This is a genomic window from Streptomyces sp. NPDC041713, assembly GCF_055591085.1.
Genome location: NZ_JBVIZY010000006.1, coordinates 42,747 through 63,821, shown reverse-complemented (window position 1 = coordinate 63,821; position 21,075 = coordinate 42,747). Strand labels below are relative to the sequence as shown.

Genomic DNA, 21,075 nt, shown 5'->3' with positions numbered 1-21,075 from the left:
CGATCAAGGCTGATGGAGGGGGTTGGCCACGGTCCCGTGCACGGCGGCGTGCGGGCGCTGCGCCCGGTCGCGGTAGCCGTCGAGGTGGAGGCGGTTCCGGTTGAGGCACAGCCGCTCGATACGGGGTGTGAGCAGGTCGAACATCTCGTATCGCTCCTTGAGCTCCGGGGCGCGGGCCTGGTACCTGAGGATCTCGGCACGCACATACGCCCAGAAGTCGCCCTCCGTGATCCCCAGTTGTTCCTCGCAGAGCGGCGCGAGATAGCGGAAGACGCCGACGAAGAGGCCCGAGTGGATGAACTGCGTGAGGAAGCCGGGCGGCTCGGTGAGGAGTACGTCGCGAACGGCGGCCGGCATCGAGTCCTGTTCGGGCAGCGATATGGCACTGAGGTTGACGTCGTCCACGAAGTCCTTCACCGCCAGGCGGACGGGCACGTCCTTGTCGTCGAAGACCACGATCGTGTTCTCCCCGTGAGGGGAGAACACCGTGCCGTAGCGGTACAGGAAGTGCAGCAGGGGTGGCAGCAGCGCGGCGAAGAGCCGGCGCAGCCAGGTCGTCGGTGCCAGCCCAGAGCGCTCCACGAGTTCCGCGACGAAGGCCCGCCCCGTGGGGTCGGTGTGGGTGAGCGAGGCGAGGGTGCGGGCGCGCTCCCCCGGCGCGAGATGGCGGCCGACCGGCTCGCGCCAGATCGCTCCGAGGAGTTCCCGGTACTGGTACGGGACTTCGGGCAGCCCGTCGTAGACGGGGTGTTCGACGGCCACCGAGGCGACCTCGCCGAGCAGGATCACCCCGCACTCGTCCCGGAGGAAGGGATCTCCGTCGCGGAGTGCGTGCATCCAGGCCGTCACGGCGGGGGCGGCGACCGTGCGGCTCGTCGGCAGCCCGCGCCACACCAGGGTGTTGAGGACCGACAGGGGCAGCTTCACGGTGTGCCGGTCGGGGCGGGACACGTTGAGGAACGTACGGATGGACTGCTGGGGGAGGCGCAGGTCGCCGTCGCTGCAGAGCGGCACGATGGCGTCCGCGGCGATGGACGGGGCGAAGAGCGGCAGCACGATCTCGTCCCACTGCCAGGGGTGCACGGGGAGGTACAGGTACTGCCGCGGGTCCAGTCCCCGTGCCCGGAGTAAGTCGGCGAAGGCCTGCCTGGTGTCGGCGGTGAGTTCGACGTCGTAGAGCTGCTGGGCGGTGTCCAGTCCCGTGACGCCGCGGTACACGGCGAGGTCGGTGTGGACGGCGATCCACGGGAGCGGTGTCGAGCGGCGGGCCTCGGGCGCCCACCGGTCGGTGTCGGCCGCGGAGAATCCGATGCGGCCCTTGTTGAGGACGATCCAGGGGTGGCCGGTCTGGTGCCCTTCGAGTTCCGCGTAGCCGAGGTCCGCGAGCTGGGCCGCGCTCAGCGCCGTGTGGTCGATCCGGGCATCGGCGCCGAGCGTGACCGTGAGCTCGCGGATGAGGTGACCGAGTGTGGCGCCGTCCAGGCCGAGGGTCCGGCGGGCCAGGACGAGGAAACGCACCGGGTCGTCGACGGCGACGGCCGGCCCGTCCCCCTCGGTGAGGGTCAGGCCGGCCGTGTCCACGTACCAGCTGCCGTACGAGCCGCGTCGGGCCCGGAAGGTGAGGCAGGCGTCCTGCCCTCCGTCGGACGGGGAGGCTGCGTCCCGCCCGGCCGGTTCGAGGCGGAGCCGGTAGGTGTCCGGCTCCTCGTCCGCCGCCGGTACGGGGTGGATGACCTCCTCGTACGCGAACTCGCCGATCATCTTGGCCAGCAGGCGGCGGCCGGCCTCCCGCCATCTGTCCTGGGTCAGTTCGGGCGGGTCGTACAGCTCGGCGGCAGGGCGGGGGATCTGGCCGGCGGACGGATTCGGCACGGGGACTCCTCAGGGAGGGAACCGGATCGGGTCGAGCGGAGTTACTGAGAGTGACGGGGTCAGAGCACGGCGCGCAGGGCCCGGTCACGGATCATGAGCGCCGCGCGTTTGTCGGGCAGATCCACTTCGGCGGAGAAGCGGAAGCCGGCGCTCAGGAATGCGGAGACGGAGGGGGTGTTGCGAAGGTCGGGTTCTGCCACGACGCGTGTGCACGCGGGGCGATGGTCGAGGACGTGGTCGGCCACGGCCCTGAGCAGCGAAGTGCCGAGGCCACGGCCCCGGTTGGCGACGCCGCCGATCAGGAGGTGGATACCGGTGTCGTGCGGGCGCGAGGGATAGTGACGGGCCAGGGGGTCGAGATCCGCGCGGTAGATCTCCCAGTAGCTCATCGGCATTCCCTCCAGCACGCCCAGACAGGGGACGCTGCGTCCGTCGCCGTCGAGCTGGGAGCGCAGATGGGCTTCGGTGACGGCCTCGGGCCCCGACAGCTCCCAGAACGCGGCCACGGTCGGATCGTTCATCCAGCGGCTGATGAGCGGGAGGTCGCGTTCGAGTCGCACGGGTACGAGGCGGAAGGCACCGGCGTCTGTGGGGGTGCACCCCCACCCCCCGACGCCGCCCAGGAGATCGTCCCGCACCGCTGTGTCCCGCCCGTCGCCCTCGGCCAGCAGGGCGACGAGCTCCTCGGGCAGGCGCAGGTCGAGGGTGTCCGCGCAGTCGGCGCCCGGCGGGGCGGATCCGGTCCCGGCGTCGGTGCTCGCGTCGGTGGGAGTCACGGAGTCGCTCCTGTCAGAAGAGGTGGGGCTCAGGAGGGGTGGGGCTCAGGTGAGGTGAGGCATGTCCTCAGGAGTGGAGGGGGTTGGGGATGGTGACGTAGACGGACTGGGTGTCGACCGGGCCGACGAGCTCGTCGAGGCCGTGCAGCCGGGTCAGCAGGTTGGCCTTGCAGCGGAGTACGGGTGAGTCGAGCAGGATCGCGGGCAGCGGGGTGCGCAGCCGGTCGGGCCCTGTCGCGACATCGCCGAGGAAGCGGCGGAAGGCGGCGAGCAACAGCCTTTCGTCCGCGAGCCGTTCGGCGCCGAGGGCTCCGATGAGGCCGAAGACGTTGTTGATGCCGAGGTAGTAGGCGAACCGCTCGTCCGTCACCTCGTCGGAGACGAAGGTGTCGCTGTCGCGCCCGATGCCGGGAAGCCGGCGTTCGAGTTCGGCGCGCCGGGATTCGCGGAAGTAGTAGCCCTGGTTGTCGCGGTACCGGCCGCCCACGGGCCAGCCCTCGGGGTCGAGCAGCAACAGGGTGTTCTGCTGGTGCGCTTCCAGGGCGACGCCGGCCTCACTGTCCAGCCAGAGCACGGGACGTACGACCGATTCGAGGTAGCGCAGGAACCACTCGGCGGCAACGGCGCCTCGCGGGCGGCCTGTTCGGCCCGCGAGGCGGGTGACGGTCTCGCCGAGCCGGGAGCGCATCACGTGGCGTTCCTGGCCGGCGGGCAGTGTCGACGGCCGGGGCGAGACGAGTCCGGCGAGGCAGGTGGCGTTGTCGCCGAGTCCGAAGGGGTTGTGCCGGATCATGACGTCGAGCCCGGGGACGGGCGCGCCGTCCGGGCCGGTGACGCCGAGCCAGGCGGGGTCGCGGACCACGTCGAAGCAGGGGTGGGCCGACTGCCACTGTTCGGCGAGCCCGCTGCGGAGCAAGCGGTGGACCTCGACGCCGCGGCGGAGTTCCTTACGGAGGTTCTCACGACGGGAGTTGGTGATGCGCAGGCCGAGCGAAAGCTTCAGCATGGCGGCCGCGCCGGAGCGGTAGAGGGTACGGACGGAGGAGGTGGGGTGCCAGGGAGCGCCGTGCGGGCCGAGGTCCTGGAGCAGCCCGGCGTCGAGCAAGGCGGCGGCGGTGGGGCGGTGCCGGAGTTCGCGGATCTGCCAGGGGTGTACGGGCAGGGCGACGCGGCCGTCCGGGAGCGGCAGGTCCGGGCCTGCGAGGCGGGCGGTCAGGTGGTCGGCGGGGACGGTGCGTCCGCGCTCGGTCCAGGCCGAGTCGCAGGCGAGTACGGAGCGGTCGACGGCCAGCCAGTGCAGGGCGAACGCGCCGCGCAACTCCGGTGAGTACAGGTGGGATTCGGCGTCGGAGAGACCCTCGCGGCTTTTGGGGGTCGGATGCAGGGGGTGTCCGAGGAGCAGGGACTGTTCGGCGGCGAGGAAGGGATCGGGCTCGTCGTCCGGCCGGCTGCGGCGGTCGGCGATGAACTCGGCCGTGCGCCGGACCGAGTCGGCGACCCGGCCGACCAGGTCGGCGCCGTCGACGGGCTCGGCGGACCCGGCAGGCTCCACGGGCTCGGCAGGCTCGGCGGGCCCGGCAGGATCCACGGGCTCGGCAGGTTCGGGCGCGCGGGGGGCCTCGGCGGCTGCGGGGACATCGGCCGGAGCGGTGGCGTTGCCCGGGCCGGGCGGCCCCGTCGGGGGTTCCGTCGCGTGGCGGGCGGTCTCCCGGCTGAGCAGGGCGGCGACGGTGACGGCGTCCACGGCCGGGGCGCTCGTGGGCCCGTCTTCGAGGTACGGGAGGCTGAAGCGGTGCCATCCGCTGGCCGACCAGTACTGCACGGGGACGAGCAGCGCCGTTCCGCTGGCCTCCAGGGGGACGCGCAGGACTCCGCGGTCCGGGGCGGGGAGGTTGTTCTCCCTGACCCAGCAGCGCAGGAGGTTCTCGACGGCAGCCGCCTGGGCCGCGGTGTACGGGTCCGGGTGTTCGAGGAGGTCGGTGGACGTGCCGCGCAGGCGCTCGGCCTCCTGGCCGCCACCCTTCTGCCGCGGGACCGTCTCGGACTCCGCCACCACTGAGGTGCACGCGCCGCACGCGTCTGGGGCGTGGGGCTGGGGGCGGCCTTCGGATGCGGGGGTGGCGTTCAAGAGGGCTTCCTTGTGAGGTTGTCCGGGGCTCCGTGTGGCGACGGGTCCGGTGCGCTTCGGCGGTCAGTGCCTCCGCGTCGAAGGGCCGGGTTCCGTCGTGGTCATACGTGGTGGGTACGCGCCGCGGTCGCCAGCGCGTCGGCCAGGCGGTCGAGGACCGCGGCAGCCTGTTCGTCGGTGATGGTCAGCGGAGGAAGGAGTCGTACGACACTGGAGTGCCGGCCGCCGAGTTCGACGATCAACCCCCGGCGCAGGCACTCGCGTTGGACGGCCGCGGCGAGTTCGGGCGCCGGCGGATGAGGCCGGCCGGTGCCGGCCAGGTCACCCAGTACCGAGGTGCCGGGCCCCGACTCACCCGGTCCTGACTCCTCCCCCGCGGGATTCACCAGTTCCACTCCGATCATCAGCCCTCGGCCGCGGACTTCGCCGATGCACGGGTGTTCCGCGGCCAGGGAGCGCAGTTCGGCGAGCATACGGGCGCCGAGGGTGGCGGCGCGTTGGGCGAGGCCGTTCTCTCGGACGTAGGCGAGGGTGGCCGCCCCCGCGGCCATGGCGAGTTGGTTGCCGCGGAAGGTGCCCGCGTGGGCGCCGGGCGGCCAGACGTCGAGGTCGTCGCGGTAGACCACGACGGCCAGGGGGAGGCTGCCGCCGATCGCCTTCGAGAGCACCATGACGTCCGGGACGACGCCGCTGTGTTCGACGGCCCAGAAGGCGCCGGTGCGGCCGACGCCCGTCTGCACCTCGTCCGCGATGAGCGGGATACCGCGCGCGGCGGTGATCTCGCGCATCCGGCGGAGCCAGGCGTCCGGGGCGGGGAATACTCCGCCCTCGCCCTGGACCGGTTCGAGGATCATGCCGGCGGGCGCCGGGACGCCCGACTTGGTGTCGTCGAGGAGGCTCTCGGTCCAGTGGGCGGACAGCTCCGCGCCGCGTGCGCCGCCGAGCCCGAAGGGGCAGCGGTAGTCCTGCGGGTAGGGCAGGCGCGCGACCCGTACGTCGCGGGAACCGCCGGAGACTTCGAGCGCGCCGGCCGTCATGCCGTGGTAGGCGCCGGTGAAGGCGAGCATGCCGTCGCGGCCGGTGGCCGTGCGGACCAGTTTCAGTGCCGCCTCCACCGCGTCCGTGCCCGCGGGGCCGCAGAACTGGATCCGCGCGCGCTCCGCGAGGCCGCGCGGCAGCGTGTGGAAGAGCTCGGTGGTGAAAGCGTCCTTGACGGGTGTCGCCAGATCGAGGACGTGGAGCGGGGCCCCGGAGTCGAGGACCTTCCGGATCGCTTCCAGCACCACGGGGTGGTTGTGCCCGAGGGCGAGGGTTCCGGCGCCCGAGAGGCAGTCGAGGTAGCGGCTTCCGTCGGCGCCCTCGATCGTCAGACCGCGCGCCCGGACCGGCACGATCGGCAGGGCTCGCGCGTAGGTGCGCGCCGCGGACTCGCGGGCCGACTGGCGCCGCAGGATCGCCTCTTGAGCCTGTGCGGCTCCGGGTTGAGCCTGTGCTGCTCCGGGTTGAGCCTGTGCGGTCCCCGGCGGATCGTCCCTCGTCGGCTGAGGCGCCGGGTGCGGCAGGGGATGCGGCAGGGGATGCGGCACGGGGTGCGGTGCGGTCTGTGTCACGGGACGCCCTGCGGACACCGCCGCGGGCGCAGGCTCGGTCACGGCCACGACTGTTGGTCCTCCCGCTGGGGGCGGGCGCGTCCGTCCGGTGCGGCTCCGGGGGAGCTTCATGGGGCCGGTCGCGCGGGCGAGTTGGCAGGGGGATGAACGCAGGCCGCGGCTCCCCCGTACCTACCAACGACGAGGGGGCCGGAGGATCACGGGTCAACGGAAGATCCTTGCCGTGACGGAACCGTTGCCCTTCCGTCGGCCGTCCCCAACGGCATCGGCATAGTGTGGGGGCCGTTCATCAGCGACAGGTGCACCGCTCCCCCGAGCAAACCGGAGCAAATCCAGCGAAGGGGTGCCGCACCGGTGGCAACGGGTGCCGCTCGCCCGGATGTCCAGCACTTTGGAACGATTTCGAGGCCCAGGGGGATTCTCACCATGCGACCCATACGTCCGCTCTTCACCGTTCGCAATAGGAGGAGCGCGCGCACCAGAACGTCCCCCGTGGCGGCCGCCGTGGCGCTCGGCGCCACTCTCGCGCTGACCGCCACCGCCTGTGGCCCGAGCGACGACAACGCCGGTGGCGACTCGTCCGCTTCCCAGCCCGGCGACAGCAACGGCGACGACCCGCTCAAGATCCCGGACGACCTCAAGGACAAGCTCAAGGACCACGGGTTCGACCTGGACAAGTGGAAGAACGGCGCCTGGAAGAACTGGAACAGGGACGACTGGCTGCGCGAGGCGGGCGACTTCGTCAACCCGATCATCAAGGGTCTGTGGGACTCCGACCGGATGCGGGACGCCGACAAGAACCCGGACCGGGAAGTCGACGAGAACGACATCTCCGGTGACCAGGGCGTCACCGACCCCACCCCGAGGCCCGTCAGGGCCGCCGCCGTGCAGTCGCCGTACCACGGCCAGAAGCCCGCGTCGGGCAAGCTGTTCTTCGACAGCCCCAAGGGCTCGATGGTCTGCTCCGCCACGGTCGTGAAGGACCCGGCCCACCCCGGCAAGTCCAACATGGTGTGGACCGCGGGCCACTGTGTGCACGACGGCGCCAAGGGCGGCTGGTACCGCAACATGGTCTTCGTGCCCTCGTACAACGACAGCGGCAAGTCGGCCGAGGAACTGCGCAACGCCCCGAAGGAAGAGGTCGCTCCGTACGGCGTCTGGTGGGGCGACTGGGCGCAGACCTCCGACCAGTGGATCGAGCAGGGCGGTCCGACCGGCGGCAAGGGCGCGCCGTACGACTTCGCGGTCATGCACGTGAAGCCCGAGAAGGGCAGCGAGGGCAAGTCCCTGGAGGAGACCGTCGGTTCGGCGCTCCCGGTGGACTTCAACGCCCCGGCCGTGCCGCAGATCAAGGACATGACGGCGACCGGCTACCCCGCCGCTCCGCCGTACGACGGGCAGAAGCTGTTCCAGTGCTCCGACAAGCCGGGACGCCTCTCGCTCAGCAAGCCCGACCCGACGATGTACCGCATCGGCTGCACCATGACCGGCGGTTCGTCCGGCGGCGGCTGGGTCGCGCAGGGGCAGGACGGCAAGCCCGCCCTCGTCTCCAACACCTCCATCGGCCCGGTGACGGCCGGCTGGCTGGCCGGTCCGCGCCTCGGCAAGGAAGCCAAGGGCATCTACAACGCCGTCAGCAAGAAGTTCGCCGGTCAGTAGATCGGTAGTGCCGTAGAGCGGTAGTGCCGCAAGGCATTAGTGCCGCAGGGCATTAGCGCCGCAGAGCTGCCGGGACCGGCAGGACGGCGTGGCGGCGGGGCACCGTAAACCTTCACGACCCCGCCGCCGTTCGTCCCCGACCTCACGGGCATAGTGAGGTGTTGCGTCGGCGCGGATCCGCACGGAACTCCGCGCCCATGCATGACACGTACATGGCACATCTTTTCCAACGGGGGTAACAGCACCATGCGTTCCACTCGTGCGCCCTTCGCGCGCAGTCGCGGACGGCGGGTCGCGCTCGCCGCCACCGGCCTCGCGGCGACCCTGGCGCTCACCGCGACGGCCTGCGACCCGAGCGACGACAAGGCGAGCGACAAGCCCGAATCCACCACGTCCCAGGGATCCGACGGTTCCAGCTCCGGTACCGGCTCCGACTCCAAGCTGCCCGCCGGCCTCGCCGACAAGCTCAAGGAGAAGGGCATCGACCTGGACGACTGGAAGAAGGGTGCCTGGAAGAACTGGGACAAGGACGACTGGGTCCGTGAGGCGAAGGACTTCGCCAACCCGGTCATCGAAGGGCTCTGGAAGCCCGAGCGGATGAAGAAGGCCAAGGACCCGAACAAGACGATCGCCTCGAAGGACGCGGCCGCCGACCAGGGCGCGACCGATCCCGAGCCGACGCCGGTCCGGGCCAAGCCCGAGAAGACGCCGTACCACGAGAACGCGGCCCCCGTCGGCAAGATCTTCTTCGACTCCCCCAAGGGTTCGATGGTCTGCTCCGGCACCGTCGTGAAGGACCCCCGCAACCCCGGCAGGTCCAACCTCGTGTGGACCGCGGGCCACTGCGTGCACGCCGGCAAGAACGGCGGCTGGTACCGCAACATCGCCTTCGTGCCCGCGTACAACGACCTCGGCAAGTCCGAGGCCCAGCTGCGCAACGCGGCCCCGCAGGAGATAGCCCCCTACGGGCAGTACTGGGCGGACTGGATCTCGACCTCCAACGAGTGGATCGACGGCGGCGGTCCGACGGGCGGTTCGGGCGCCACGTACGACTACGCCGTCCTGCACGTGAAGCCCGAACAGGGCAGCAAGTCGCTGGAGGAGACCGTCGGCAACGCGCTCGACGTCGACTTCTCGACCCCGGCCACGCAGAGCGTGAGCGCGATGGGCGCCTGGGGCTACCCCGCCGCCCCGCCGTACAACGGCCTGATGATGCACAAGTGCGTCGACAAGCCGGGCCGCCTCTCGCTGTCGCCGTCCCTGCCGACGATGTACCGCATCGGCTGCACCATGACCGGCGGTTCGTCCGGCGGCGGCTGGTTCCGCATGGTGGGCGGCAAGAAGAAGCTCGTGTCGAACACCTCGATCGGCCCGGCCGAGAACACCTGGCTGGCCGGACCGCAGCTGGGCCGGGGCGCCGAGCAGGTCTACGACATGATGAGCAAGAAGTACGGCTCGCAGTAGGGCTCCCGGTAGCCGCTCACGAGCGAGCACTGATTCCACGGCGAAGGCCCGCCCCCTACGAGAGGGGGCGGGCCTTCGCCGTGTGTGCTGACGACCTACGTGCTGACGGTCTGTGTGCCGACGGTCAGTGCGCGGCCGGTACGTACGGAGCGAGCTCCGCGGCGAGTTCCTCGTGCACCTGCGCCTTGAGCAGGGTGCCCTCGGCGGTGTGCTCCTCGGAGAGCACCTCACCCTCGGCGTGCGCGCGGGAGACGAGCTGGCCGTGCGTGTACGGCACCAGGGCCTCGATGTCGACCTCGGGCCGGGGCAGCTCGGTGTCGATCAGCGTGAGCAGCTCGGCGATGCCGGCGCCGGTGCGCGCCGAGACCGCGATCGCGTGCTTCTCGTTGCGCAGCAGGCGCTGGAGGACCAGGGGGTCCGCCGCGTCCGCCTTGTTGATCACCACGATCTCGGGCACGTCGGTCGCGCCCACGTCGCGGATCACCTCGCGCACGGCGGCCAGCTGCTCCTCCGGCACCGGGTGCGAACCGTCCACCACGTGCAGGATCAGGTCGGAGTCGCCGACCTCTTCCATGGTGGAGCGGAACGCCTCGACGAGGTGGTGCGGCAGATGCCGCACGAACCCGACGGTGTCGGCCAGGGTGTAGACGCGGCCGCTCGGCGTCTCGGCCCGGCGCACGGTCGGGTCGAGGGTGGCGAACAGGGCGTTCTCCACCAGGACGCCGGCGCCCGTGAGCCGGTTGAGCAGGGAGGACTTGCCCGCGTTCGTATACCCGGCGATCGCGACCGACGGCACCTTGTTCCGCCGGCGCTCCTGCCGTTTGATGTCGCGACCCGTCTTCATCTCCGCGATCTCCCGGCGCATCTTCGCCATCTTCTCGCGGATCCGTCGCCGGTCCGTCTCGATCTTGGTCTCACCGGGGCCACGGGTGGCCATGCCGCCACCGCCGCCGCCACCCATCTGACGGGAGAGCGACTGACCCCAGCCGCGGAGCCTCGGCAGCATGTACTGCATCTGCGCGAGGGCGACCTGCGCCTTGCCCTCTCGGGACTTGGCGTGCTGGGCGAAGATGTCGAGGATCAGGGCGGTCCGGTCGACCACCTTGACCTTGACGACGTCTTCCAGGTGGATCAGCTGGCCGGGGCTGAGCTCACCGTCGCACACGACGGTGTCGGCTCCGGTCTCGAGCACGATGTCGCGCAACTCCAGGGCCTTGCCCGAGCCGATGTACGTCGCGGGGTCGGGCTTGTCGCGGCGCTGGACGACGCCGTCGAGCACGAGCGCGCCCGCCGTCTCGGCGAGGGCCGCCAGCTCGGCGAGGGAGTTGTCCGCGTCCTGCACCGTCCCCGACGTCCATACGCCGACGAGCACCACCCGCTCCAGACGGAGCTGTCGGTACTCGACTTCGGTGACGTCCTCGAGCTCGGTGGAGAGGCCCGCGACGCGGCGCAGGGCCGCACGCTCGGAGCGGTCGAACTGGTCGCCGTCCCGGTCTCCGTCGATCTCGTGGCTCCAGGCGACGTCCTCTTCCATCAGGGCATCGGCCCGAAGACCTTCGGGGTAGTTCTGCGCGAAGCTCTGTGCGTCCTGGGAAGGGGAAGAAGAGGAGGTCATTGGGTCCTTACGTCGATCCGTCGAGGGGAAAGCGACGGATGCGGGATCCGTCACAGTCGACAACGCCCGAGCAGGTCCGGAGATTCCCGGAGCCGTCCCGGTCCGGCCCTGAGATGTCCCCGAGGGGATGTCCCGGACGGGCCGCGCCGTCGACCTGAAGATGGTTGCACGACACGGCCCGTCTCGTCATCCGGGTTATGCGCCGGACTTCCAGTCGGGGTGCCCCGGCATCGGCGGCGTCTTCTTCCCGTACAGCCAGGCGTCGAAGAATCCGCCCAGGTCACGCCCGGCGGCCAGGGAGGCGAGCCGTACGAAGTCGGCGGTCGAGGCGTTGCCGTCGCGGTGGATGCGCACCCACTCCCGCTCCACGCGCTCGAAGGCCCGCTGCCCGATCTCCTGGCGCAGGGCGTAGAGCACCAGCGCGCTGCCGTCGTAGACGACGGGACGGAAGATGCTGATCTTCTTGCCCGGCGCGGGCGCCTTGGGCCTGGCGGGCGGGCCGCCGGCGGTGCGCCAGCCGTCCGAGAGGCGGTAGGCGTTCCGCATCCGGGCCGTCAGGGCCTTCTTCGCGCGGTCCTCGGAGTTCTCCGCGTTCTCCTCGGTGTAGAGGGCCTCGTACCAGGTCGCGTGCCCTTCGTTGAGCCACAGGTCCGACCAGTTCCGGGGGCTGACGCTGTCCCCGAACCACTGGTGGGCGAGCTCGTGCACCATGATCGATTCGATGTACCACGCCGGGTACTCGGGGCGCGTGAAGATCTCTCTCTCGAAGAGAGAGAGCGTCTGCGTCTCCAGCTCGAAACCGGTCTGCGCGTGGGCGATCAGCACGCCGTAGGTCTCGAAGGGGTAGCGGCCGACCTTCCGCTGCATCCAGTCGATCTGGCCGGGCGTCTTCTTCAGCCAGCGCTCCACGACCTTGCGGTCCTTGGTGGGCACCACATCGCGTACCGGAAGGCCGTCCGGACCCTCCCGGTGCACCACGGTGGAGCGGCCGATGGACACCTGGGCCAGTTCGGTCGCCATCGGGTGCTGGGTGCGGTACACGCTGGTGGTGGTGCCGCCCTGCCGGGTCTTGCCGACCGGCAGCCCGTTGGCGACCGCCGTGAGCCCCTTGGGGGCGGTGATCCGGAAGGTGAATTCCGCCTTGTCCGCGGGGTGGTCGTTGCACGGGAAGACCAGGTGCGCGGCGTCCGCCTGATTGGCCATGGCGAGCCCGTCGGAGGTGCGCAGCCAGCCGCCCCCGGCGTCCTTCGTGGGGAGGGGGTCGCTGGTGTGCCGCACGGTGATCCGCAGCCGGTCACCGCGCCCGATCGGTGCGTCCGGGGTGACGACCAGGTCCTCACCGCTGCTTTCGAAGCGCGCACGTTCGCCGTTGACCTCGACGGAACGCGCCTTGCCGTGCGCGAAGTCGAGGTTCACGTGCTTCAGGGGCTCGGTCGCCCAGGCCTCGATCTTGGTGACGGTCTCCAGGGGCTTGCGGTTGTCGCCTCCGTAGGTGAAGGCGATGTCGTACGACGCCACGTCGTAGCCGGGGTTGCCCAGGTGCGGGAAGAGCGGGTCGCCGATGCCGAGCGGGGCGACGGGGGCCGGGGCGCTCGCCGCGACGAGGGCGGCGGACGCGGTCGCCGCGAGCACGGCGACGGCGATGCGATGGGTGCGAAGGGCCTTCGGCCGACGGGCCGAGGTCCGAGGGGTGAGCAGCATGAACTACCGCTATCAGCGCACGTCTTCCCGCCGTGTGAGGGCGCGCTCCGAGCCACCCGAACGAGTCTCCGTCGTTCAGTGGGCGGCGGCAGCCGGGTGCTGGGCGCGGTTCACGTCGTACACCCCGGGGACCGCGCGCATGGCGCGCATCAGGCCCGGCAGGTGCGACGCGTCGGGGAGTTGCAGCGTGTACGTGTGGCGCACGCGCTGCTGGGTCGGCGGTTCCACGGTGGCGGAGATGATCGCGACGCCTTCGAGGGCGATGGCCTCGGTGAGGTCGGCGAGCAGATGGGCCCGGCCGAACGATTCGGCGATCAAGGTGACCCGGCACTCGGCGGTGTCCCCCCAGCGCACGCCGACCTCCGGACGTCCCACTTCTTTCATCCGCTCCACGGCCGGACAGCCGACCCGGTGGACGGTCACCACGCCGCCGCGGACGGCGAAGGCGGTGACGTCGTCCGGCGGCACCGGCGTACAGCAGCCGGCCAGGCGCACGGTGGCGCCCTCGCGGTCCACGACGGCGTTCGCGGAGGCGGGCCGTCCGGCTCCGGGGGCCTCCGCCCTGGAGACGCCCGCGGGGGCCTGCTGGGGCGGCCGCTGCACGGAGGGGGCGGGCGCGGTCGGCGCGGGCGCCGGGTGGGTGGTCAGCCAGCGCCGGATCGCGATCCGCGCGGCGGGCGTACGGGCGTGGTCCAGCCACTCGCGCGAGGGGCCCGACGTGAGGTCCTGGCCCATGAGCAGCTGGACCGTGTCGCCGTCGTGCAGGACCGTGCTGAGCGTCGCGAGGCGGCCGTTGACGCGCGCGCCGATGCAGGCGTGCGCGTCCTCGCCGTACTGGGCGTACGCGGCGTCCACGCAGCTGGCGCCCGCGGGCAGGCCGAGCGTGCCGCCGTCGGGCCGGAAGACGGCGATCTCGCGGTCCTGGGCGAGGTCCTCCCGGAGCGTGGACCAGAAGGTGTCCGGGTCGGGGGCGGCCTCCTGCCAGTCGAGGAGGCGGGAGAGCCAGCCGGGCCGCGTGGGGTCGATCCGCTCGTCGTCGACGCTGTCGGCGGGCTCCTCCGCGGGCGGGGCGTAGGGGTTGCGCAGCGCGACCACGCCCGCCTCGGCGACCTGGTGCATCTGATGCGTGCGGATGAGGACTTCGGCGACCTCGCCGTCGGAGCGGGTGACCGCCGTGTGCAGCGACTGGTAGAGGTTGAACTTCGGTACGGCGATGAAGTCCTTGAACTCCGAGACGACCGGCGTGAAGCAGGTGTGCAGCTCGCCCAGGACGCCGTAGCAGTCCGCGTCCTCGTTGACGAGCACCAGGAGGCGGCCGAAGTCGGAGGCGCGCAGCTCGCCGCGTTTGCGGTGCACGCGGTGGACGGAGACGGAGTGCCGCGGCCTGATGAGCACCTCGGCGGTGATGCCCGCGTCGCGCAGCACACCGCGGACCTCGCCCGCGATGTCCCCGAGCGGGTCGCCCTCGCTCGCGTCGTTGGCGGCGATCATGGCCTTCACCTGGGCGCACTCCTCCGGGTGGAGGATCGCGAAGACGAGGTCCTCCAGCTCGGTCTTGAGCGCCTGCACACCGAGGCGCTCGGCGAGCGGAATGAGGACGTCCCGGGTCACCTTGGCGATGCGGGCCTGCTTCTCGGGGCGCATGACGCCGAGGGTGCGCATGTTGTGCAGCCGGTCGGCGAGCTTGATCGACATGACGCGCACGTCGTTGCCGGTGGCGACGAGCATCTTCCGGAAGGTCTCGGGCTCCGCCGCCGCTCCGTAATCGACCTTCTCCAGCTTGGTGACGCCGTCGACCAGGTAGCAGACGTCGTCCCCGAACTCGGTGCGCACCTGGTCGAGCGTGACGTCGGTGTCCTCGACGGTGTCGTGGAGCAGCGAGGCGGTCAGGGTGGTGGTCTCCGCGCCGAGCTGGGCGAGGATCAGGGTCACCGCGAGGGGGTGGGTGATGTACGGCTCGCCGCTCTTGCGCATCTGGCCGCGGTGCGAGGACTCGGCGAGGACGTAGGCGCGGCGCAGGGGCTCCAGGTCGGCGTCCGGGTAGTGGGCCCGGTGGGCCTCCGCCACATGGCCGATCGCGTCCGGGAGGCGGTCCCGGGTGCCGGAGCCGAGCAGGGCCGCGCGGCCGAGCCTGCGCAGGTCGAGACGGGCGCGGCCGCGCCTGCGCTGGGCCCCGGGCGGCACGGGGCCGGGCGTGGCCGGGTTCGTGGCCTCCGCACTCATGAGCACCTCCGGCTGCTTCGACCGGCGGTGAACGGACGGCGGCATACTCCGTCCGGGCCGGTGCTTGATGCTACCGAGCCCATCACGCGGTGCTGACCGCCTCTCGCCGAGCGTGAAACGGATCACCCATTCGAGCGACAGTTCATGGGAGTACCGTTTCGAGCCATTCGGACGCGATCTCGCCTTCCGCGACGATCACCGCGCCACCGGTCATCTCGATCTCGCCGTCGGGCCGCTCGGTGATCACCAGGCGTCCGCCGGGCAGGTCGACGGTGTACGTGACGGGGGTCCCGGTCACGGCCGGGTCCACGCCGTCCTTGCGGGCCGCGGCCACGGCGACGGCGCACGCGCCCGTGCCGCAGGAGCGGGTCTCGCCGGCGCCGCGCTCGTGCACGCGCATGGCGACGTGCCGCGGGCCGCGGGGGGCGACGAATTCGACGTTCACCCCGTCCGGGTAGGCGGACGCGGGGCTGAAGGGCGGCGGGTCGTAGAGGCTGCCCGCTTCGGAGAGGTCGTCGACGAAGGCGACGGCGTGCGGGTTGCCCATGTTCACGTTCCGCGCCGGCCAGCGGTGGTCGCCCACCGCGACGGTGACGTCGCCTTCGGGGAACGAGGCCTTGCCCATCCCGACGGTGATGTCGCCGCCGGACTCCTCCTTGGCGATGTGCACGGTCTTCACGCCGCCACGGGTGGCCACCGCCAGATCGCCCTCGGCTGCGTACCCCGCGCGCTGCAGGTATCTGGCGAAGACGCGCACTCCGTTGCCGCACATCTCGGCGATCGAGCCGTCGCCGTTGCGGTAGTCCATGAACCACTCGGCGCGGTCCGCGAGGTGGCGCGCGTCGGGGTGGGCGGCGGACCGGACGACGTGCAGAAGGCCGTCGCCACCGATGCCCGCACGGCGGTCGCACAGGGCGGCCACCGCGGCCGGGCACAGCTCGACGGTGTTGTCGGGGTCGGGGATGATCACGAAGTCGTTCTCGGTCCCGTGCCCCTTGAGGAAGGCGATCCGCGTGCTCATTCCTCGATCGTACGGGGTGGCTACGACAGACGGCTCAGGCGGTGCGGCGGTCGCGGGCCACCACGGGCTCCCGCCCCGGTCGGCGGCCTCCCGCGCGTCCTCAGCGGAGCCTGGCCACGCGCCACACGGCGAGGACCACGGCGCCCAGGAACAGCAGCGAGTACGCGGAGACGACCCGCCAGTCCGGACGGCGGCCCGAGCCGCGCTCGGGCAGGCCGGGCCAGGTGTGCCCGACGCGACGGGCGGCCATCATGCCCCAGCCGGCGGCGCAGCAGCTGATCAGCAGACCGAGCATGGCGACCACCGCGCCGCCGTCGCCGAACTCGAAGGCGAGCGGGAACGCGAACATCAGGGAGCCGACCGCGGCCAGGACCACGATGGGCGCGAGCTGCCAGATGCGCAGGCGGCGCTGCGGGCGCAGCTCGACCACCTCGACCTCGGCCTCCGCCGACATCTCGTCGGCCCCGGGTCCGTCGTCCGTCACGCCGCCCGGGGTCTCGTCGGGACCATCCGGACTGAGCTGCTCTTCGCCGTCATGTGCGGTGTCACGAGGGCCGGCCTCCATCGCCACGCGCCCTCCTACTTCGGACTCCACCGGTCGATCGATGGTCGATGATGGCACGGTGTCAGGTGCCGGGATGACCGCCGGAGCGTCCCGATGCCATCACGTGATCAGGCTGTGACCGGTCGTTCGACCAACGCCAGTGCGCGTGCCGGGAGTTCCGCCCGGTCGGCCGCGGCACCGCTGAGCCAGTTCACCCGGGGATCGCGGCGGAACCACGAGTCCTGACGGCGCGCGAAGCGTTTGGTGGCGCGCACGGTCTCGACGCGCGCCTCCTCCAGCGTGCACTCCCCCGCGAGCGCGGTCAGCACCTGCTGGTAGCCGAGCGCGCGGGACGCGGTCCGTCCTTCGCGCAGCCCCTGCGCCGCCAGCTCGCGCACCTCGTCGACCAGGCCGCCCTCCCACATGCGGTCCACGCGCGTGGCGATGCGTTCGTCCAGTTCGGGGCGGGCCACGTCGACGCCGATCTGCAGGGTGTCGTAGACCGAGTCGTGGCCGGGGAGGTTGGCCGTGAAGGGCTTGCCGGTGATCTCGATGACCTCCAGGGCGCGGACGATCCGGCGGCCGTTGCTGGGCAGGATCGCCTGGGCCGCCCCGGGGTCGGCTGCGGCGAGGCGGGCGTGCAGCGCCCCGGAGCCGTCGCGGGTGAGCTCGTCCTCCAGGCGGGCCCGGACGGCGGGGTCGGTGCCGGGGAACTCCAGGTGGTCCACGGCCCCCCGCACGTAGAGCCCGGAACCGCCGACCAGGATGGGCCAGCGCCCCTCGGCGAGGAGACGGTCGATCTCGGTGCGGGCCAGCTTCTGGTACTCGGCGACGCTGGCGGCCTCCGTGACGTCCCAGATGTCGAGGAGGTGGTGGGGGATGCCGCCCCGCTCCTCGGGCGTCAGCTTGGCGGTGCCGATGTCCATCCCCCGGTAGAGCTGCATGGAGTCGGCGTTGACGATGTCGCCGCCGAGACGCTGGGCGAGGAAGACGCCCAGATCGGACTTTCCTGCCGCGGTCGGACCGACGACGGCGATGACCCGCGGGGCGGGGGTTGCACTACTCACCGCCCCAGTCTCGCAAACTCGCCGCCCGCTTCCCGAACGAGCTACGTGACGGCACGGCTTCGGGGTCGTTGCCTGTTGCGAGGTTCCGGCCGCCGGTTTCGAGGACCGATCACCCGGGCGCCGCAATGAGACGCACCGGGCGGGGCGGGATTTCGCCCACACGAGTAACGTATGGAGTAGATATGGGCGTTTTTGCACGGTTCCGCCGGAAGACCAAGAGCAGCGAAGAGGCGGCGGCCACGGAGGCGGCCACCGATACGGAGACGGCCGAGAAGGCGGCGGAGGGCTCCCCTGAGGCCGCAGCCGAGGCCGCCACCGATACGGATGCCAAGACCCCTGCCGAGGCCGGGACGGACGCCGAGGGCGCCGCCGATGAGGAGTCCGAGGAGTCCACGGGGTCCGCGGCGGCGGACGCCACGACCGTGGCCGAGCCGACTGGATCGACCGGCACCGATGGTGCGGCCGGTCCGGATGGCGCGGCCGACGCGGATGGTGTGGCCGACGCGGACGGTGTGGAGATCCCGAAGCAGCAGTCCGCGGAGGCGGCTGCCGACAACGAGGCCGGTGAGGGCGCCCGCAAGTAGCTCCCCGGCGAGGGAAGGTGTACCCATGAGCTTTCTGGACCAGCTGAAGGCCAAGCTCGCCCCGGCCAAGGGCAAGGTCTCGGACCTCGCACAGCAGCACGGGGACAAGATCGACCAGGGTCTGGAGAAGGCCGCGAAGGTCGTCGACGAGAAGACCAAGGGCAAGTACAGCGACAAGATCCAGGCGGGTACGGGGAAGGCGAAGGACGCCGTCGACCGTCTCGCCGGGGCGGACGAGGGCAGGAACGCGGGTGGCGGCACCACCCCTCCGTCACCCCCGCCGCCCCCTCCGGCATCCTGAACCACAGCGGCGGACGGCCGCGGAGCACCTCGCTGCGCGGCCGCCACCGTCTGTTGCCTCGGCCGGATGCCGGATGTCTGTTCCTCGGGTCCGGTGGGCCCCGCCGGACTATGACCAGGTGGCCACCACGTACCCCACGCCGTACGGCGCGTCCTCGTAGAGCAGTTCGCCGCTCAGGCCCGCGCCGTCCGCCGCCCCCGCGAGCACCTGCCACGGAGCGCGGCCCGCGGCCTTCAGCTCGTACGCGAGCTCCTCGTCCAGCGCCTTCAGTGCCGCCACGTCGGCCGCGCCGAGGGCCCGCCCCACCTCCGCGTCGAAACCGGCCGCCCGCTCGTCCAGATACCCCGGCGCCTTGAGCGTGCGGCAGGCGCTGGAGTCGCCCATCACCAGCAGTGCCACCCGGTCGGCCCGCTTCCCGATCTCCCCGCCGACCTGGATGCACCGCTCGGGGGCGAGAGGCTCCCCCACGCCGAGGCCTTCCACCGGAGCGGACGACCAGCGCGCGTGCGCGAGCAGCCAGCCGGCCACGGCGAGCGACGGCGGCAAGGGGCGCTGAGTTTCCGGTGAGGTGGCGGAGGCGTCCGGCGCCGGCGCGGGACCGAGGCGTACGTCAAGGTCCACGCCGAACCCCTGGAACGAGCCGCGCGCACCCTGGGGGTGCGGCCCGCGGCCGCTCTGCTCGGCGGGGCCGATCACCACGAGGAGGTCGGGCCGCGCCGCGGCGAGCACCGCGACGGCGTCGGAACAGGCCGCACGCGCGGCGTCCAGTTCCGGGGCGGCACCCGCGGCGACCTCGGGGACGAGCAGCGGCGGACAGGGGCAGACGGCTGCGGCGACAAGCATGGTCCGCAGGGTAACGCCCGCCACTGGGGCGGCCCGCTGCCGCGCCCGTCGCAACGATCACTGCCACGTCCCGTCAGGGCGCGCGCGTACGGCCTCCCGCGCGCCCAGGGACGTCGCCCAGGGACATCACCCAGGGACGTCAGTCGCAGCCGCAGCCGCTGCCCGTGGCGACCGGGAGCGGTTCCGGGACGCCGATCTTCGGCAGGCCCAGCATGACGCCGGCGGGCTTCGCGGCCGCCTCGGCGTTCCGCTTCTCCCAGGCGTCGCCCGCGCGCGTGGGACGCACGTTCAGCACGGCGCCCTCGGCGAGCAGGTGGTGCGGCGCCGCGTAGGTGATCTCGACGGTCACCACGTCGCCGGGGCGCACCTCGGTGTCCGGCTTGGTGAAGTGGACCAGACGGTTGTCGGGGGCGCGGCCGGAGAGGCGGTGCGTGGCGCCGTCCTTGCGGCCCTCGCCCTCGGCGACCATCAGGTCCAGGGTGCGGCCGACCTGCTTCTTGTTCTCCTCCCAGGAGATCTCCTCCTGGAGGGCCACCAGCCGCTCGTAGCGCGACTGGACGACCTCCTTGGGGATCTGGTCCTCCATGGTCGCCGCCGGAGTGCCGGGGCGCTTGGAGTACTGGAAGGTGAAGGCGCTGGCGAAGCGGGCCTCGCGGACCACGTGCATCGTCTGCTCGAAGTCCTCCTCGGTCTCGCCGGGGAAGCCCACGATGATGTCGGTGGAGATCGCCGCGTCCGGCATGGCGGCGCGGACCTTCTCGATGATCCCCAGGAAACGATCCTGCCGGTACGAGCGGCGCATCGCCTTGAGGATGGGGTCGGAGCCGGACTGCAGCGGCATGTGGAGCTGCGGCATCACGTTGGGCGTCTCGGCCATGGCGGCGATCACGTCGTCGGTGAAGTCGCGCGGATGCGGCGAGGTGAAGCGCACGCGCTCCAGGCCGTCGATCGTCCCGCAGGCGCGCAGCAGCTTGCTGAAGGCCTCGCGGTCGCCGATGTCCGAGCCGTACGCGTTCACGTTCTGCCCGAGGAGGGTGATCTCGCTGACGCCCTCGCCGACGAGCGCTTCGATCTCCGCGAGGATGTCGCCGGTCCTGCGGTCCTTCTCCTTGCCGCGCAGTGCGGGCACGATGCAGAAGGTGCAGGTGTTATTGCAGCCGACGGAGATCGAGACCCACGCCGCGTACGCGCTCTCGCGGCGGGTCGGCAGCGTCGAGGGGAAGGCCTCGAGCGACTCGGCGATCTCGACCTGGGCCTCTTCCTGGACGCGGGCACGCTCCAGGAGGACCGGCAGCTTGCCGATGTTGTGCGTGCCGAAGACGACGTCCACCCAGGGCGCCCTCTTGACGATGGTGTCGCGGTCCTTCTGGGCCAGGCAGCCGCCGACGGCGATCTGCATCCCCGGACGCTTGGTCTTCATCGGCGCCAGGCGGCCGAGATTGCCGTACAGACGGTTGTCGGCGTTCTCGCGCACGGCGCACGTGTTGAAGACGACGACGTCGGCATCGCCGTCCGCCCCGTCGGGCGCACGCTCGTAACCGGCGTCCTCCAGCAGGCCGGAGAGCCGCTCGGAGTCATGGACGTTCATCTGGCACCCGTAGGTGCGCACCTCGTAAGTCTTCGCGCTCATCTCGCCCCCCAGGGTACGGGGTCGCCACGCGCGCGTG

At 71.7% G+C, this 21,075-nt stretch carries 16 protein-coding genes; 4 read left to right on the top strand and 12 right to left on the bottom strand.

Annotated elements, in window-relative coordinates:
• Nucleotides 1-3: 3 nt before the first annotated feature.
• The 4 genes from ACZ6CV_RS19830 to ACZ6CV_RS19815 form a co-directional block, all read right to left on the bottom strand.
• Complete coding sequence (locus ACZ6CV_RS19830; protein ID WP_469252064.1) at nt 4-1,872, bottom strand: IucA/IucC family protein; 1,869 nt, start codon at nt 1,870-1,872, stop codon at nt 4-6.
• A gap of 59 nt (nt 1,873-1,931) precedes the next feature.
• Nucleotides 1,932-2,648: a GNAT family N-acetyltransferase gene (locus ACZ6CV_RS19825; RefSeq protein WP_469252063.1), complete on the bottom strand. Its 717-nt coding sequence runs from the start codon at nt 2,646-2,648 to the stop codon at nt 1,932-1,934.
• A 67-nt stretch (nt 2,649-2,715) separates the two neighbouring features.
• Nucleotides 2,716-4,776, bottom strand: a complete 2,061-nt coding sequence (locus tag ACZ6CV_RS19820) for an IucA/IucC family protein (RefSeq protein WP_469252062.1) — start codon at nt 4,774-4,776, stop codon at nt 2,716-2,718.
• Nucleotides 4,777-4,877: 101 nt separating this feature from the next.
• Nucleotides 4,878-6,230, bottom strand: coding sequence for a diaminobutyrate--2-oxoglutarate transaminase family protein (locus ACZ6CV_RS19815; protein ID WP_469252449.1), 1,353 nt, complete (start codon nt 6,228-6,230; stop codon nt 4,878-4,880).
• 582 nt (nt 6,231-6,812) lie between these two features.
• On the opposite strand from ACZ6CV_RS19815, the gene ACZ6CV_RS19810 reads away from it, so the two are divergent.
• On the top strand, nt 6,813-8,045 hold the full coding sequence (locus ACZ6CV_RS19810; RefSeq protein WP_469252061.1) for a trypsin-like serine peptidase: 1,233 nt from the start codon (nt 6,813-6,815) through the stop codon (nt 8,043-8,045).
• Nucleotides 8,046-8,291: 246 nt separating this feature from the next.
• Nucleotides 8,292-9,509, top strand: coding sequence for a trypsin-like serine peptidase (locus ACZ6CV_RS19805; RefSeq protein WP_469252060.1), 1,218 nt, complete (start codon nt 8,292-8,294; stop codon nt 9,507-9,509).
• Between the two features lie 124 nt (nt 9,510-9,633).
• Here the strand turns inward: ACZ6CV_RS19805 and hflX are convergent, their stop codons facing one another.
• The 6 genes from hflX to miaA form a co-directional block, all read right to left on the bottom strand.
• Complete coding sequence (hflX, locus tag ACZ6CV_RS19800) at nt 9,634-11,124, bottom strand: GTPase HflX (protein WP_355804331.1); 1,491 nt, start codon at nt 11,122-11,124, stop codon at nt 9,634-9,636.
• 195 nt (nt 11,125-11,319) lie between these two features.
• Complete coding sequence (locus ACZ6CV_RS19795) at nt 11,320-12,825, bottom strand: M1 family metallopeptidase (protein ID WP_469252059.1); 1,506 nt, start codon at nt 12,823-12,825, stop codon at nt 11,320-11,322.
• 75 nt (nt 12,826-12,900) lie between these two features.
• The gene (locus tag ACZ6CV_RS19790; protein WP_469252058.1) at nt 12,901-15,048 is read right to left on the bottom strand and encodes a RelA/SpoT family protein; all 2,148 of its coding nucleotides are present in this window, start codon (nt 15,046-15,048) and stop codon (nt 12,901-12,903) included.
• A 142-nt stretch (nt 15,049-15,190) separates the two neighbouring features.
• Entirely contained in the window at nt 15,191-16,069 is an 879-nt protein-coding gene (gene dapF, locus ACZ6CV_RS19785; RefSeq protein WP_469252057.1) for a diaminopimelate epimerase, read from the bottom strand.
• 100 nt (nt 16,070-16,169) lie between these two features.
• Nucleotides 16,170-16,634 (bottom strand): hypothetical protein, encoded by a 465-nt coding sequence (locus tag ACZ6CV_RS19780; RefSeq protein WP_362376078.1) that lies wholly within the window; start codon nt 16,632-16,634, stop codon nt 16,170-16,172.
• Between the two features lie 107 nt (nt 16,635-16,741).
• Nucleotides 16,742-17,680 carry a tRNA (adenosine(37)-N6)-dimethylallyltransferase MiaA gene (miaA, locus tag ACZ6CV_RS19775; protein WP_469252056.1) on the bottom strand — a complete coding sequence of 313 codons (939 nt, stop codon included), beginning with the start codon at nt 17,678-17,680 and terminating at the stop codon, nt 16,742-16,744.
• Nucleotides 17,681-17,862: 182 nt separating this feature from the next.
• Between miaA and ACZ6CV_RS19770 the strand changes: the two genes are divergently transcribed.
• Nucleotides 17,863-18,264, top strand: coding sequence for a hypothetical protein (locus ACZ6CV_RS19770; protein ID WP_469252055.1), 402 nt, complete (start codon nt 17,863-17,865; stop codon nt 18,262-18,264).
• 25 nt (nt 18,265-18,289) lie between these two features.
• Nucleotides 18,290-18,565: an antitoxin gene (locus ACZ6CV_RS19765; RefSeq protein WP_355804319.1), complete on the top strand. Its 276-nt coding sequence runs from the start codon at nt 18,290-18,292 to the stop codon at nt 18,563-18,565.
• 108 nt (nt 18,566-18,673) lie between these two features.
• On the opposite strand, the gene ACZ6CV_RS19760 is transcribed toward ACZ6CV_RS19765, so the two are convergent.
• Together ACZ6CV_RS19760 and miaB are read right to left on the bottom strand one after the other, a co-directional pair.
• On the bottom strand, nt 18,674-19,408 hold the full coding sequence (locus tag ACZ6CV_RS19760) for a class III extradiol dioxygenase subunit B-like domain-containing protein (protein ID WP_469252054.1): 735 nt from the start codon (nt 19,406-19,408) through the stop codon (nt 18,674-18,676).
• Nucleotides 19,409-19,547: 139 nt separating this feature from the next.
• On the bottom strand, nt 19,548-21,038 hold the full coding sequence (miaB, locus tag ACZ6CV_RS19755; protein ID WP_469252053.1) for a tRNA (N6-isopentenyl adenosine(37)-C2)-methylthiotransferase MiaB: 1,491 nt from the start codon (nt 21,036-21,038) through the stop codon (nt 19,548-19,550).
• Nucleotides 21,039-21,075: the final 37 nt, after the last annotated feature.

What these genes read in the sequence shown, in the direction of transcription:
- ACZ6CV_RS19810 (WP_469252061.1), top strand. Translation starts at nt 6,813, where the DNA reads ATGCGACCCATACGTCCGCTCTTCACCGTTCGCAATAGGAGGAGCGCG.
- ACZ6CV_RS19805 (WP_469252060.1), top strand. Translation starts at nt 8,292, where the DNA reads ATGCGTTCCACTCGTGCGCCCTTCGCGCGCAGTCGCGGACGGCGGGTC.
- hflX (WP_355804331.1), bottom strand. Translation starts at nt 11,124, where the DNA reads ATGACCTCCTCTTCTTCCCCTTCCCAGGACGCACAGAGCTTCGCGCAG.
- ACZ6CV_RS19795 (WP_469252059.1), bottom strand. Translation starts at nt 12,825, where the DNA reads ATGCTGCTCACCCCTCGGACCTCGGCCCGTCGGCCGAAGGCCCTTCGC.
- ACZ6CV_RS19790 (WP_469252058.1), bottom strand. Translation starts at nt 15,048, where the DNA reads ATGAGTGCGGAGGCCACGAACCCGGCCACGCCCGGCCCCGTGCCGCCC.
- dapF (WP_469252057.1), bottom strand. Translation starts at nt 16,069, where the DNA reads ATGAGCACGCGGATCGCCTTCCTCAAGGGGCACGGGACCGAGAACGAC.
- ACZ6CV_RS19780 (WP_362376078.1), bottom strand. Translation starts at nt 16,634, where the DNA reads ATGGAGGCCGGCCCTCGTGACACCGCACATGACGGCGAAGAGCAGCTC.
- ACZ6CV_RS19770 (WP_469252055.1), top strand. Translation starts at nt 17,863, where the DNA reads ATGGGCGTTTTTGCACGGTTCCGCCGGAAGACCAAGAGCAGCGAAGAG.
- ACZ6CV_RS19765 (WP_355804319.1), top strand. Translation starts at nt 18,290, where the DNA reads ATGAGCTTTCTGGACCAGCTGAAGGCCAAGCTCGCCCCGGCCAAGGGC.
- ACZ6CV_RS19760 (WP_469252054.1), bottom strand. Translation starts at nt 19,408, where the DNA reads ATGCTTGTCGCCGCAGCCGTCTGCCCCTGTCCGCCGCTGCTCGTCCCC.
- miaB (WP_469252053.1), bottom strand. Translation starts at nt 21,038, where the DNA reads ATGAGCGCGAAGACTTACGAGGTGCGCACCTACGGGTGCCAGATGAAC.